The 14,650-nt window shown below is 63.2% G+C and carries 12 protein-coding genes and 1 pseudogene; all 13 read right to left on the bottom strand.

Going from position 1 to position 14,650, the window contains the following annotated elements; genetic code table 11:
- Positions 1–3 precede the first annotated feature (3 nt).
- Entirely contained in the window at positions 4–840 is an 837-nt protein-coding gene (icmH, locus tag AB3X86_RS10910; RefSeq protein ID WP_368595972.1) for a type IVB secretion system protein IcmH/DotU, read from the bottom strand.
- A complete protein-coding gene (icmH, locus tag AB3X86_RS10905) occupies positions 725–1,372 on the bottom strand; it encodes a type IVB secretion system protein IcmH/DotU (RefSeq protein ID WP_368595971.1) in 648 nt (215 codons plus the stop codon). The genes icmH (AB3X86_RS10910) and icmH (AB3X86_RS10905) overlap by 116 nt, the downstream gene beginning before the upstream one ends.
- Positions 1,369–2,567 (bottom strand): annotated as a pseudogene (gene tssK / locus AB3X86_RS10900) (type VI secretion system baseplate subunit TssK). Before tssK ends, icmH (AB3X86_RS10905) begins: the two are co-directional and overlap by 4 nt.
- An 80-nt stretch (positions 2,568–2,647) precedes the next feature.
- Positions 2,648–4,030, bottom strand: a complete 1,383-nt coding sequence (gene tagH / locus AB3X86_RS10895; RefSeq protein WP_368595970.1) for a type VI secretion system-associated FHA domain protein TagH — start codon at positions 4,028–4,030, stop codon at positions 2,648–2,650.
- Positions 4,027–4,581, bottom strand: coding sequence for a hypothetical protein (locus AB3X86_RS10890; protein WP_368595969.1), 555 nt, complete (start codon positions 4,579–4,581; stop codon positions 4,027–4,029). The genes tagH and AB3X86_RS10890 overlap by 4 nt, the downstream gene beginning before the upstream one ends.
- Positions 4,578–6,464, bottom strand: a complete 1,887-nt coding sequence (gene tssI, locus AB3X86_RS10885) for a type VI secretion system tip protein TssI/VgrG (RefSeq protein WP_368595968.1) — start codon at positions 6,462–6,464, stop codon at positions 4,578–4,580. The genes AB3X86_RS10890 and tssI overlap by 4 nt, the downstream gene beginning before the upstream one ends.
- Positions 6,465–6,563: 99 nt before the next feature.
- Positions 6,564–7,187: a hypothetical protein gene (locus AB3X86_RS10880; RefSeq protein ID WP_368595967.1), complete on the bottom strand. Its 624-nt coding sequence runs from the start codon at positions 7,185–7,187 to the stop codon at positions 6,564–6,566.
- Positions 7,188–7,222: 35 nt separating this feature from the next.
- On the bottom strand, positions 7,223–7,819 hold the full coding sequence (locus AB3X86_RS10875; RefSeq protein WP_368595966.1) for a hypothetical protein: 597 nt from the start codon (positions 7,817–7,819) through the stop codon (positions 7,223–7,225).
- Between the two features lie 6 nt (positions 7,820–7,825).
- Entirely contained in the window at positions 7,826–10,531 is a 2,706-nt protein-coding gene (gene tssH, locus AB3X86_RS10870) for a type VI secretion system ATPase TssH (RefSeq protein ID WP_368595965.1), read from the bottom strand.
- A gap of 82 nt (positions 10,532–10,613) precedes the next feature.
- Positions 10,614–11,630 carry a type VI secretion system baseplate subunit TssG gene (gene tssG / locus AB3X86_RS10865; RefSeq protein ID WP_368595964.1) on the bottom strand — a complete coding sequence of 339 codons (1,017 nt, stop codon included), beginning with the start codon at positions 11,628–11,630 and terminating at the stop codon, positions 10,614–10,616.
- A complete protein-coding gene (gene tssF, locus AB3X86_RS10860) occupies positions 11,594–13,483 on the bottom strand; it encodes a type VI secretion system baseplate subunit TssF (protein WP_368595963.1) in 1,890 nt (629 codons plus the stop codon). The genes tssG and tssF overlap by 37 nt, the downstream gene beginning before the upstream one ends.
- A 5-nt stretch (positions 13,484–13,488) precedes the next feature.
- A complete protein-coding gene (gene tssE, locus AB3X86_RS10855; protein ID WP_368595962.1) occupies positions 13,489–13,992 on the bottom strand; it encodes a type VI secretion system baseplate subunit TssE in 504 nt (167 codons plus the stop codon).
- 78 nt (positions 13,993–14,070) lie between these two features.
- Entirely contained in the window at positions 14,071–14,574 is a 504-nt protein-coding gene (locus tag AB3X86_RS10850; protein WP_368595961.1) for an Hcp family type VI secretion system effector, read from the bottom strand.
- Between the last annotated feature and the right edge of the window lie 76 nt (positions 14,575–14,650).

Below are 14,650 nucleotides of genomic sequence, written 5' to 3'. Positions count from 1 at the left end.
GGCTCAGTGCTCCGGGATATACAGGATTTCCACGCGCCGGTTGCGCGCGCGGTTCGCCGGTAGATCGACCGGCGTCGCGATCGGCTGCGAGGAACCGGCGCCGCTCGCTTCGAGGCGATTGGGATCGTCGAGTCCTTGCGCGAGAATCCGCTGCGTGTTTTGTGCGCGCGCCGTGGAGAGCGCGAAGTTGTCCTTGAAGGACAGCGAACGTACAGGCTGGTCGTCCGTGTGGCCGACCACGATCACCCGGCCCTTCAACTGGTTCAGCGCCCACGTGATCCGGTGCAGCAACGGCACGACGTCGGGTGCGATGTCGGCGCCACCGGACGGAAACAGTTCGGCGGCGGCGAGACGCACGGTGTCACGACCGTCGGATTGCTCGTCAACGCTCAACTGGCCCGCCTGCACCTGCGGCGCGAGCAGTTGCTTGAGCGTCACCCGTGCAGCCGCGGGTGCGGGCGCGATGCCTTGCGGCGGCGGCGCGTTTTCCAGACCGATCGCGGCAAGCTGCGCGCTGACTGGCGCGGCGAACGCGTTGAGCTTCGTGAAGAACACCAGGAACGCTCCAAGCAGCACGACGGCCGCCGCCGATGCAGCCACCCACAGCGGCACATGCCGCATCACAGGATTGCGGCGGTCTTCGACACCGCGCCAATGTGGCGCGAGCTCGGTGGCGGGCGCTTCGCGCAGACCGCGAATGCGCCGATAGAGATCGTCCTGAATGTCAGCGAGACGCGCGAGGCCGCCTGGCTCCACGAGATAGCGCCCGCCAAAGCCCAGCGCGAGACAGATGTACATCAGCTCGATCAGATCGAGATGGCGCGAGAAGTCGACGCTCATCGAGGATCTGGAAGAACTTCGCACCGCCGTAGGCCTCGCCGTGAAAGGTCACGAGCAAGGTCTTTTGCGCCCAGCCGCTCATGTCGCCCCACGGTGCGTTGTTCACCGCCTCGTCGAGCATCGTGCAGAGCACATAGCGCGCCGCCATGATGGCTTGTGTGTCGGCGCCGGCGGACTGTGCATGGCGCTCGAAACTGCGAACCTGGGCGACGGCCTGCTCGCGCAGACGGCCAACGTCGGCCGGCGGCGATACGCTGTGCCGCAACTGCACGGTCAATAGCAGCAGCGGATTGGCCGCGCGCACGAGCGGATTGCCGACACCGCTCAGGAAGTCACTCAGTTCGGCGCGCAGCGGCGCCTTGCCCGGCGATTGTGATGAGCGGGTTCCCTGTATGACGCGCGAGGCCGGCGGTATGGGCGACACGATATGGGTGCCGTCGTCGGCGTCGGCGCTGGCAGAGCGCTGCGGGCGCACCATCGTGGCATTGCTATCCGGGGCCGCGTTGCCGGCACGATCGTTGTTGGCGTTCATGCGCGTACGGCCCACAGTTGCAGGTCAAGACCGGCGAAGCCGCTGCCGAAGTGCATCGCGATGCCGCCCGACGTCTTCAACATGCGCCACATCGGCGAGTTTCTGTCGCACTCGAAATAGAGGAATCCGGATGTGTACGGCAACCGATCTTCGATTGCGCGGGCAATTGCCGGCGCATGTCCTCCGACTTCAGGTCCGCCTTTGCCGCAAGCACGAAAGTGGCGGTGTCAAGCAGCGTGACATCGGGCACCATACCCACCCACACGCCGTATTTGCGTTGCTGCAGCGCAATCGCGACTGCACTCTGTTCGAGCACCGCACTCAACGCGATACGCAGCGCCGCAATCACCGGCTCGAAGCTTTCGCGCAGCAGTTCGTGCCGATACGGGGGGAAAGCCCGCGCGCGCTTGCCCGGCGCGGTGAACGTGGCCAATTCTCCAGCCAGTTCCAGCAGCAGCCTGTAAAGCGCTTCGGGATGCAGCAGCGGTGCTTGCGCGAGATGCGCGACGAGCGGCTGATAGCGGTTGATCACCTGCAGCATCAGAAAGTCCGCGATTTCCGCGGCGCCGCCCCGATCGGTCTCGGCCACGCGTCCCGCTAGCGCCTCGCCGCGCTGATGCAGCAGCCCGAGCAGTTCGGACATGAACGTCACGAGCCGTGCGGCCGCTTCGGTGCTCTGCGCAGTCGGCATGAAACCCTCGTCGAGCATCACCCGCCGGTCTGCACGGCATTCGACGACGCGCGCCAACGGAATCCGCATCAGACCTTCCATCGGCTGCGACTCGGGTAAGAGCCGCGTGCTCATGCCGGCCACCTCGAGCGCGGTCGCGCCTTCCATGCTGCCCGACGCATCGTGCACTTCGGTTTCGCGCACGCGATAGCGGAACAACTGATCGCCACCGGTGTCGGGCCATGCGCTGTCCGGCTGGGTGCGCGAGCGCAGAGGCAAGGTCAGATGCACGATCTGGTCGCGCCAGTTCGGATCGATGTCGAGTGGCGGCGGTAGCGGATCGTCGCCGGGCATCGCAAACGGCGTGCCGTCGGGAAACACGCCGCGTGCACGCTTGATGCCGAGTTTGCCGATTGCGAGCAGGTCGCTTTCCACTTCGAGTTCGTGAAAGCCCCATGCGTGCGGACGCAGGCTGCCGGCGCGCAGTTCCACGTAACGCTCGAAATATCGTTCCTGCTGCTGCATGTGCTGCGGCCTGAGAAACAGGCCTTCGCTCCAAATCACCTTGTTGCTATGGGTCATGTCGATGTGCCTGGTAAGGGTTGTCAGACGTCGCGCCGCTTTTTCAGGCTTCCGAGCTGTTCCTCGTAGGCGCGTGCGAATTCATCTCCGAACAGCCGCTGGAAGCACTCGTCAGGGTTCCTGGTGACTGTCTCGAACTGCTCCTTGTAGCGCTCCCAATAGCGCGGCCTTCTCCCAAGTGAAAAGCGACGCATACTGCCTCCGGTTTCCTGTTCGACGCGGGCCGGATCGAAATGCGCGAGCAGCGACCGGAACGCTGAGCGCACGCCGGCGAGCATCGCCATCTGGTGATTGCGGATGTCGTCGGCGGCATCGTTGAGCGCGGCGCGGCCCGACAGGAATCCGCCATCAGGCGGCGCAAGCAACCGCTGGACGGCATCCTGCGCGGTCGGCGCGAATTTCAGCGGGTTGTTTTCCGAACGCTGGATCAGCGTCGCGGGCAAGCGGAAGCTGTTCTTCAATTCGGCCCGCGCGCGCAGCACGTCCATCATCGCCTCGACGGCGATGTGAAACATTTCCTTCAGCTCGGGGGCCATGTCCGGAGCCGCGGGCGAATGCTGTGGCGATGGCATCTGCGACGGCACACGATGCTCGCCGGCCGTCGCGGATGCGTCCTCACCAGGTTCGGACAGCACCGGCTCGCGACGCGCCGCGACCAGACTCGCGGCCGCGTCCCAGTCTTCCGGGAGCACGGAACCTTCGAGCCGCGCGGCCTCGGTCTGTGGTGGCCGGAAGCGGTCGGCCGCCGCTGGCGTGTGATTCCATCCGGGCGCTGCGGACATGCGCGGCGGCGGCTCGTCGGCGCAGGACGACGGCGGGTCGAACAACGCTAGCGGATCCAGACTCGCACCGGGCCGTGATCCATCGGCGACATCTGGAATCAGGCCTTCGGATTCGCCTATGTGCTCCGCCGGCGTAGTGCGTCGCGGCGCGAGCAGCAGGCTCAGATCCAGCGCATCGTCGTTGCGCGCAGGCGCGCAAGCCGGCATCGGCGCGGACGAGATAGCGGGTCCCGTTCGCACCGGATCGTGCGAATCGTGCGGATCGTCCAGATCGCCGCGCATCTTCGCTTCAGTTTCATCGTTTCCGCTCAATCGGACGCTGATCTCGAACGTATCGATCAGCAACCGGTCACCTTGCTTGAGCGCTGCCGGGTCACCCTTTCGCAGCGGCGTGCCATTCATCGACATGCCATTGGTACTGCGATCCTCGATGAAATAGATGCCGTTCAGGTAGCGCACCAACGCATGCAGACGCGAGACGCCCTCCGCGCCAAGCGTCCAGTCGCACTCGTCGGCGCGGCCAATGCTGCCGTCGCGGCAGTCGAACACCTGCTCGAATCGCGCGCCAGCCTGGCCCGCCCGCTCGGCTTCGATCGAGAGAATCAGCCGTTGTGCGGCACTCATTGCAAGCCTCCATCGATACCCTCGGGAACACCCAGGAGGCCCAGCGCATCGCGCGCAAATGCGGCACGGCGCGCATCAAACTGCACGGGAACCAGCGCGGCCATGTAGTTCACCGCCGCCGTCGCCGCAATCGCGCTCAGGTGTTCCGGCGGCGGCGTTGGTCGCTCGTGATCCGGGTTCAGGTTGCCGCCTGCCCAGCCCGCGGCGGCGGCCGTCCACGCGCCGATCGTCTGGTAGCGGTGGGCCTTCGCGAACGCGAGCGCCGCGGCGCATTGCGCCTCCACGGGATCGCGCAGCCACGCTTCCGCCAGCGCGAGGCCCGCGCGGTCGTGCTCGTCGAGCGTTTGACGGCGGCCGCACTGGCACACCCACGCCACCGCATAGCGATGCGGCAGCAGACGGCTGAGCAGGCTCAACGCATCGGCGCAATAACCGGCGTCTAGGAGCGCCTGCACGGCCGCGCGCGCCGCGATCGAAGGCCGCAGGCAGGCCCGAGCGCGCGCGGAAAGCCGCATCTGGTCCGCAGCTTCGAGAATCGGCGGCGTGCTCATAGAATCATCGGAGCCGCGCCGCCCAACACCGCCGTGGCGGTCCCGATCAACTGCAGGTTGGTGGACTGCACGAGACAGTCGGCCTCGGACTCGATTTCCATCGCCGCAATCGAACTCATGTTCAGATTGGCTTTCGAGTTGATCTCCATCGCGAGACCCGATGCCATTGTCACGTTCATCTCGCCGTTAAGCGTGATGTTGGTGCCCTGAATCGCGATTTCGCCGGTGCTGTTCATCGTGATACTTGCGAGGCCGGTGACGAGCTTGATCTGGTTGACCGCGGTCAGTGTGTAGTTGTGCGCGACCTGCACCTCATGGTCGTGCTCCGACTCTTCGCGCAGATCCTTTTGCGCATGAATCAGCACCTGCTCGCTGCCCATCCGGTCTTCGAAGCGGATCTCGTTGTAGTCGTCGCTGCCGCCGCCCTCGTGACTGCGACTTTTCACGCCGCTCTGGGTCTTGTTCTCTGGCAGGTTGTACGGTGGCATGTTGTCGGCGTTGTAGACACTGCCGATGATGAGCGGCCGGTCCGGATTGCCGTCGAGAAAGCTGACTACCACCTCCTGCCCGACGCGCGGAATGAATTGCGCGCCCCAACGCTTGCCGGCCCACAGTTGCGCGACCCGCACGGGGCATGAGTTTTGCGCGTTGGGCTTGCCAGGACGACTCCAGAAGAATGTGACCTGCACCCGGCCGTATTTGTCGACGGCTATGTCCTCGGGCGTATTGCCGTAGACCACGGCCGTCTGCAAGCCAGCAATGACCGGACGCGGTGTGGTCGGCATCGTGCGAAACGGCTGACGGCTGCGAAGCACCTTGAGGTCGCACTCGAACGGCGTTTCACGATCGTCACCGCCGCCACCCGTCGAGTAGTCCGGCTCGACGAGACGCGTGACCGTTTCGATCACCATGTACTCCTGATTTGCATCGACAAGCGGAAAATCCTTGAGCGTGAACAGCGCCCCCGTCGCGAGACCGCAGGCATCGGTGCGCCCTGAGCTCATCGCGAGTGGCACGTTCAATGCGTCCGCGCGCACCTGCGCATACCGCTGCCCGTCGGACAGACGCTCGTCGAAGCCGACGTAGTCATACCCGTAGTCGTAGATGTCGAGGCCACTTACGCCGTGCGCGTCCTCCATATCGGTCAGCTCTTCGGTGGCGAGGAGTGACGCTTTCGGCTTCAGATAGTCGTAGTCGTCGAGCTGTACCTTCGTTGTATTGACAGCGCGTGAGCTTGTCCAATCACTGATCGAGGCCTTCATGCGCTTACCGTGCTCGATTGGCGGCGCATACGGAATCTGCTCGAATCCTGGCACCGCCGAGTGCGCGCCGAGCGAATCGGCCAGCACCATCGTGTGCGTGCTCTGCGTATGTGTGAAGAAGTAGTAAATGCCCTCCTGCTCCATCAGCCGGCTGATGAAGTCGAAGTCGCTTTCGCGGTACTGCACGCAATAGTCGCGCGGCGCATAGTTGCCGCTCAAGCTGAGCTTCACATCGCTATAGCCGATGTCGTTCAGCACCGACTGGATGATCTGCGGCACGCTCATGCTTCGATAGATGCGGCAATCGCGCTTGCGCGTGGTCAGCCACGGCTTTGGCACAAGCGTGAACGCGTAGACCGCGTAGCGCACGTTCTCGATATTGACGAAGCCGCCTTGCTCGCCCTCGCAAACAATCGCATTGAAATAACGCGTGTAGCCTTGCGGCGTGACGAGCTTCACCGTCATCGGCGTTCCCAGCAGCGAGCGCAGATCCACTTGCGGGTTCTTGCTGATAGCTTCGAGCCGCCAGGCAAAGAGCTGGCCGAGCGATTCGGTCGCAGTCATGTTGGCGAACAGGAGACTGCTACCGAGACTCGAAGTGAGGGTGATTGCGTGGGCCATGAGGTGCTCTGTCGATGGGTTGCTGTTGCGCTTCAGAAAACAGAACAGCCAGCGGGCCCGGCCTATTCCCTCCGGGTACGCGACGACGACCCGGCCGGCTCAATGAGGAAAGACGTTGGCGTTCAGCTGGCTCTTCCACGCATCGAAGTTGCCCGGGTCGTAAGATACCTTTTCCGCCTGGAGGTCCTGCCTGATCGCGAGAAGCCACTTTCTGACAAGCCCCGTGAGCTCGCCTTTGATGAACTCCGACAGCTCGACACATCGCCCGCGGCGAGCATTTTCGCTCGCGGGCGTTCCCTCCAAACTCGACCCTTGTTTGACATACGATTCCTGCGCCGCGACATCCGATCCGGCATTGACCAACTGACGCCAGTTTTCCATCGGATCGTCAGCGGCAACGGCCATCGCCCACTTCATGACTGCGGCTTCAAAAGCGGCAGAAGCCCTACCGAAATCCTGCGAGTTGCCATCGTTGGTGATGACGGGACGGTCGTCCTGAGTGGCACCGATCAGCGCTATTTTTTCGTGATCCCTGATTCGCCTGAAGAAGTCATACGAATATTTGTACTTCGATCGAAGCACAGCTTCAGCGTCGGCTACGTTCGCACCGCTGCCATTCACGGCATCGAGATCGCGGTCATTGCCGTAAAGCGCCAGAATTTTCTTGAACGCACCGAGAATAACCTTGTCGAAACGGTTAAAAACGTGATTGCCTTTTGCCATCGTGCACTCCGCGCAGGGTGATCAGCCGCAGCCGGCTACAGCTCATTGACGATTGACGCGTTCTTCGCGCCTACCGTGTTGGGGCCGAGCCCGCGGAAATAGATCAGGTAGTCGTCCTTTTCGAGCGGTCTCCAGTTGGATGTGTAGTTCCCGTTGACGTCGAACCGGCCGAATCGCTTCGCTACATGGTTGTAGGCCTTGAAGACGATTTCGAGCTTGTTCAGGTCGGCGCTCTTGCTGTCATTCCTCAGCACCTCTTTCATGACGCGCTCTACGAGCTTCGACCTGGCGGCCTCCGAAGTCAGCGCCACCACTCTGGTCAGTTCGCGATTCATCCGGGTGCCACCATCACCACCGAGCTTGAGCGCGTCTATCAAGCAATCGCGTGCTGCGGTGCCGGGATTGCTCACGTGGTTGTAGTCCGTGAGCATGATCTTCGCGCCGTTGTGAGCATAGGCAAACAACGTAAAGTTCTTCGAACGGAAGTAATAGGTATGGACTCCTCCTCCGCTGTCCGCATAAGTTACCTGCGTCTCGTGCCCTGCATTTTGCTCCCGGTCCGCCTTGCGGAACTCGGTCAGAAACCGCGAGTACGCGGCCGGTACCAGTTCTAGCGTCAATGTCGTCGTCACGTTGGGTTACTCCACTTCGGATAGCTGCGAGTCGGGTTGAACATTCGCCTCGAAGCGATACGCGAATTCGCCGTCCGTCACGCCGACGTACACATGCGCGACGTCCTCGTCGCGCATCATGCGATCGAGAAACTCGCGGCTCAGTGCAGGCAACATGGTGTTGGTCAGAATCGCGTCGATCATCCGGCCGCCCGATTCGCTTTCCGTGCAACGGCTCACGACGAGTTGCACGACGGCGTCGTCATAGGCGAAAGGCACGTTATAGCGATCCTCGACACGCCGCTTGATGCGCTCCAGTTGCAGCTTCACGATCTTCGCGAGCATCGCGGGGCCGAGCGGGAAGTATGGGACCGGCACGAGGCGGCCCAGCAACGCGGGCGCGAACACATCGAGCAGCGGTTCGCGCAACGCCTTGGCGAGCGCGCCGGCATCCGGTGTCCGCTCGGGGTCACTGCACAACTGGGCGATCAGATCCGTGCCCACGTTGGTCGTCAACAGGATCAGCGTGTTCCTGAAATTGATCGAGCGGCCTTCGCCGTCATCCATCGCGCCCTTGTCGAACACCTGAAAGAAGATTTCGTGGACATCGGGATGCGCTTTTTCGACTTCGTCGAGCAGCACGACCGAGTAGGGCTTGCGCCGCACGGCCTCGGTCAACACGCCGCCTTCGCCATAACCGACATAGCCGGGCGGCGCACCCTTGAGCGTGGAAACCGTGTGCGCTTCCTGAAACTCGCTCATGTTGATCGTGATGAGGTTGTGCTCGCCGCCGTAGAGCGCTTCGGCCAGCGCCAGCGCAGTCTCGGTCTTGCCGACACCCGACGTGCCGGCCAGCAGGAATACGCCGATGGGTCGATCGGGGTTGTCGAGCCCGGCCCGCGATGTCTGGATGCGCCTCGCGATCATCTCCATCGCGTGGTCCTGGCCGATCACGCGCTCGCCCATCAGACTAGCGAGGTTCATCACCGTCTTGAGCTCGCTGCGGACCATCCGTCCGACCGGAATGCCGGTCCAGTCGGCGACGACCGAGGCAACCGCCTGATAGTCGACGTGCGGCAGTATCAGCGGGTTTTCGCCCTGCCGCTCGGTAAGCTGCGCCTGCAGTCGCTTCAGCTCCGCCAGCGCCTCTCCCCTCGTGTGATCGTCGAGCGCGGGCGGCGCGCCCTCGCCTCTCAGGCGCGAGCGTAATCCGAGAATCTGCTGAACCAGCGACTTCTCGTCGTTCAACGCGGCGTCCAGTTCCCGCAAACGCTGTCTTTCCATTTCGAGCGCTGCCGAAGCCTGCGACTCGCGCGCCTGCACTTCGATGCCGACGCTTTTCTCGCGCGCGATGATCGCCTGTTCGGTCTTTAGCGCCTCGATCCGCTTGCGGGCGTCATCAATTTCCGGCGGTACTGCATGCTGGCTGATCGCAACGCGCGCGCACGCGGTATCGAGCAGGCTCACGGCCTTGTCCGGCAATTGGCGCGCAGGAATATAGCGATGCGAAAGCTTGACGGCCGCTTCGAGCGCTTCATCGAGAATCTGCACACGATGATGCTGTTCCATTACGCTCGCGGTGCCGCGCAGCATCAGGATGGCCTTTTCTTCGCTGGGCTCGTCAACCTGCACGGGCTGGAAACGCCGCGTCAGCGCCGGGTCCTTTTCGATGTGCCTGCGATATTCAGCCCACGTGGTCGCGCCGATCGTGCGCAGATTGCCGCGCGCAAGCGCGGGCTTGAGCAGGTTCGCCGCGTCGCCGGTGCCCGGTGCGCCGCCTGCGCCCACCAGCGTATGCGCTTCGTCAATGAACAGAATGATGGGCTTCGGCGAGGATTGCACTTCGTCGATCACCTGACGCAGGCGATTCTCGAATTCGCCCTTCATACTCGCACCGGCCTGCAGCAGGCCAATGTCGAGCCCGCGTACCTGCACGTTCTCCAACGGCGGCGGCACGTCGCCCCGCGCGATGCGCAGCGCAAATCCTTCGACCACGGCTGTCTTGCCGACACCCGCCTCGCCAACCAGCATCGGGTTGTTCTGGCGCCGGCGCATCAGCACGTCGACCAGTTGGCGAATCTCGATGTCGCGTCCAACGACGGGATCGATCTTGCCGTCGCGCGCGTGCGCGGTCAGATCGACCGTGAACTGCTGCAACGCCTGCTGCTTGCCAAACTGGGCGGGCGCGATTCCAGCGCCGCTTCCGGCGGGTGCTTCGGCGCCGGCGAGAAAGCCGTCCGTGGCGCGCTGACCGCTTTCGGGCGAGCCTTCGACGATCCCCTCAAAGTTGTCGACGAGGGTCTCGACCCGAAGCTCGTCGAATTGCGCCGACACCTCTAGCAATGCGCGGCGCAAATGCCGCGTGCGCAACAGGCCAACAATCAGATAGCCGGTGCGCACCTGACTCTCGCCGAACAGCAGCGTAGCGAATACCCAGCCACGCTCGACCGCTTCTTCCACCTCGGCGGACAGATCGGAGATGCTGACGCTGCCACGCGGCAAACGTTCAAGGGCGGCCGTGACGTCTCGCGCGAGGTGCGAAGCATTCAGGCCAAAATGCCTGACGATGCGATGCAAATCCGAATCCTGTAGCTGCAGGATCTGATGAATCCAGTGTGCCAGTTCGACGTATGGGTTGCCGCGCAGCCGGCAAAACACGGTGGCGCTTTCGATGCCCCTATAGGCAAGCCCATTGAGCTTCCCGAACAACGCGCCGCGACTGATGTCTGCCATGATTTCAATCCTGTGTGACCGTGAGGCGGCCGCAAGGCGGCCGGTTCAGTTGAACAATGCGCGAGCCCGCGTACGCCGGCCTTCATTCGACCGGTCTGAACACGACCTCGTCCGCGTCGCTGGGTTTCGGATAGCGGCCCATCCATGTGTTGAAGCCCATGCTGCCGCCCTGCCCCAGATGCGTTAGCGGAACTTCCTCTTTCTTCAGCACGAGTTGCACGTCCCAGCCCCGCTCCTCGCCCACGTACAGCTTGACCGCGGCCACCAGTTGCGGGAGCGTGTCGCCGCCCGGAAGAAAGCGATTGAACTCGTTGCGGGTCAGCGGGCCGACACGCAGCCGGAAGCGCTGCTGCGCGCCACGCACCTGTGCACCTAGCAATGCATCGCGGCCCAATGCCGCCATGCTCTTTCCGATGTGAAAACGCGCGTCCCGGGGTAATTTCATCCACCCGGCGACAAACTCGATCACGCCCATCTGCACGCCGAAGTAATGCTCAAGAAAACATTTGAGCCCCTCGGCATTGCGTGCCTGAGGCACGAGCCGCCCGGCGAAGAAACGCTTGTACTGATCCGGCAGCGCATCGCGCCCGTCGAGATGCGGCGTAGCGATGCCGATCAGCGCACCGATCCATGTGCGAAACCGATCGTCTTCCGGGCGGTCCATCTGCACGGTGGGCTGCGAATCAGCCCACGCGCGATAGAAGAGGCTCAGCATCCGGTGATGAAACACGTTGGCGAACGCGATCAGCGTTGGGTCTTTCGCATTCTGCTGGCGCTCGATCGCGTGTTCTGTGAGGTGCTGCGGCAACGGTCCGTGCGGCCCGAATAAGCCGAGAAACAATCCGACCACGCGCGCCGGCCGGCCGTTTTTTTCCGGCTCGAATCGCGCGATGCTGCGCGATGGGAACTCCAGCGTCGCGGCATGCGCGAGACGCACGGGATCCTCAGCCGGCCGGGTCGAATGACCGAGCCGCGGCCGCTCGGGATACCCGCATTCGAGGCGGCGCATGGCCTCGAAAAACTCGAAATCCCGGGGGCTCGCATGCAACGCCGCTGCGAGCGTTACAGGATCGGACGCTTGCCGAGCTTCGCGGGCCATCGGGCCACCTCATTTCGTTCGAGCGTGCGCAACACCGTCTCAGCGAACGAATTCAGCGAGACGTAGCGCGCAAAGAAATGCTGCAATACCGACGCGAACAGGAATGCACCGCTGCCTTCGAACGCAGCGTCGTCGCAGGTCAGCGTAATCTCCAGCCCGCGTCCGTACGTGACCGGCCCAGGCACCGGCACGCGTCGTGTGACCGGCTTCGCCGCGACATGCTTGACGCCTTCGATCTGCCGCCGTGTCGCAGCGTCGAACGGGTCGTGGTACAGGCCGAGCATTTCGCGCAGCGCCGCAGCGCCCGTTTCTGCCTCTTCGTCGAGCAGCGACAGGTAGTTCAACTGCAAATGACTGATCAGGCGCCAGGCGGATTCGCCGTTCGCCACCGGCGCGCGAGGCCGGGTCGGTCCGGCTACACAGCGAATCGACGAAACGGGCGCGTCGGTGTCGAGCGTGAAATCGGTGTATGACTTGCCCACTGGCATATGCAGCGGCAAATCACGATTCGTGCACAGGAGCCGTAGCCCAAGCTGGCGCAGTGTGGTCGCATAGGGCGCGTCGTTGGCATCCACCAGTGCGATGAACGTCTCGCTTCCGCCGTAGCTTGAGCGCGCGCCGCGCTGCCTCTGGCGACCGGACAGCAGGCGCGGCTCGCGGCGCAACGTATAGAACGCCGCCTGCGGACTGTGCCAGTTACGCGCGGTGCTGTCGTAGAACGGCAGAAAGCTTTGCTCCGGCTCCTGGCGATCGCCGTAGCCCTGCACTTCCAGTACGCTATGCACTTCGAAATCCATCGGCCGGGTGCGGTCACCGAGGACGTGATATTCGGTTGCGCCCTGTTGCAGATGAATGCGGTCCGAACGTCGCTCGAACAGGTTGACGGCCGGTGTGCAAAACAGCCGAAAGTTGCCCGCGTCGATCGCGTTGTGGAGCCGCGTCGCACTGCGCTCGAGCCACACCACGATCTCGAACTCGTTGCTCCGCGAACACGCGAGCGCCGCTCGCAATCCGGTGAACTCCGCAAACAGGAAGCGCTCCGGACAGGCGAAGTATTCCTGCAACAGCCGGTAACCGCTGAACGAGCGGCCGCCGTAGGGCAGCATCGCGTCGTCTTCGTCGAAGCCCTTGGCGCGCAGCGCCACGGCGTCATGGTGGATCTCGACGGTTTGCCCATCCTGCGCGGCCGTGCGCACCGTATAGCCGGTACGGTTCGCGATCAGCTGCTCGTACAGCAAACGCGGCAGATCGCCGGCGCCGGCGAGAAAAACCGGCAAAGCGTCGAGCGCGAGCGTGTTCACCGCCACACCGGCGAACGTTCTGAACTTCAGGCGCAAACCCGCGCGTACCTGGCCCGCTTGCGCCGGCGGCACGAGTTCCGCGGCGGCAAGCGCAGCGGGCGTGTCGAAGTATCTCGCCTCCGCAATGGCGAGCGGCCACAGCCTCACGTCGTGCGCGGTGCGGTATTCACATGCGGTAGGCTCGCCGAAGCCGATCAGGCTGCGCAAGACCGTGTGCCGCGCGACCGGATGGCCTGCTCCGGCCAGATCCTCCGCTTGATCAGGATGCAGTTGCACGACCGCCATCGACGGAACCGGCGTCAGGTAATGCGGGTAGATCATCTCTAGCAGATGCTGCGTGAACACCGGATACTGCGCATCGAGCTTCAGTTGCACGCGCGCGGCGAGGAACGCGAAGCCTTCGAGTAATCGCTCGACGTACGGGTCCGCGCAATCCAGGCCGTCCATGCCGAGACGGCCGGCAATCTTCGGATATTCGCTCGCGAACTCCGCGCCCATTTCCCGGACGTGTTGCAGCTCGCGATTGTAGTAATGCAGGAGTCGTGGATCCATGACGTTCAGCGCAAGCGTTGCGACACATGAAACTCGCCGGTCTCGAGATCGACGTCAGTGCGCAGATAAAGGGCGAGCGGCATCGGCTGGGCCCACATGTCCGCTTCGATCACAAACTGCAGAGAACGACCGTCCATGCGGGTGTCGTCGATCTCGACGCTGACCTGAACGGTACTGGCAATCAGGCGTGGCTCGAAGTCGAGCAGCGCCGAGCGGATACGGTTCTGCAGCCCCGCGACGTCGATACCCGAGTGCGCTGTACCTACAAGATCAGGAATTCCGAAGTTCAGCGTGGAATGGCGCACGTGGGGGAATCCGGTCAATTCTTCGCCGCTCCATTGACGCGTGCAGTTGAGCAGCCACGCGATGTCGCGCGTAACGTATTCGCGCAAACGCGCAGCCGTAATGACTCGCTGCTCCCGGCTCTCCTCGTGCTGCGCAGGATCGAGATCGGTCAGACGATCAAGCAGCGACGGCTGCAGACGTTCCTGGGGCATCAGTTCTGCCATGACGTGCGCTTCCTCAACAACGTGTCTCGAACACGGGAAAGCCGGGCAAAAGGCAGCCGGCCCGGCGCCGAGGCCTGCTTACTGCTTGGCGACCTGCTGGATATCGAAAGTGAAGTCCTTGGTGCCGCCGTTGGCTTTGCCTTCGTCGTCCTGCGGCTGGAACGCATACTTGAATTTGCCGAAGTGCAACGTAACGTTCTCTGTGAGCCGCTCGTCGCCACCGCTGCCGCCCGTCGATACCGACGTGATCAGTACACCCTCGCTCATCTCGATGGTGAGGAAATCGGTCTGCTGACCGGTTGCGTTGGTGACGTACAGATACGCGTCGTCGACGCGCGCACCCGTGCAGCAAGCGTTCAACAGTGCGTTCGAGCAACTGTCGATGTACTTCGTGATGGTGATGTCCTGAATGTTGGCTTTGCCTCCTGCCGCGTAGCCCGCGCCCGTGTGCAGGTTGCCCGTATTGCTGACGCCCCACGACCACGCGATGATCGGAACCTGGTTCTTGTGCTTCGAATGGTTGGAAGCCCCCTGGATCGTGACCGTTCCAGAACCAAATTTCAGGTGCATATCGAATGACATAGTTACCTCTATATGTGAGCCAGAATGATGTTCTCGCCGTAGCGGTGAACGATCGGGACCGGAACGCTGCCGCTCC

Origin of the sequence: Paraburkholderia sp. BR14374 (genome assembly GCF_040948685.1) — a bacterium.
Classification (GTDB): Bacteria; Pseudomonadota; Gammaproteobacteria; order Burkholderiales; family Burkholderiaceae; genus Paraburkholderia; species Paraburkholderia youngii.
This window is presented reverse-complemented; position numbering and strand designations above follow the sequence as displayed.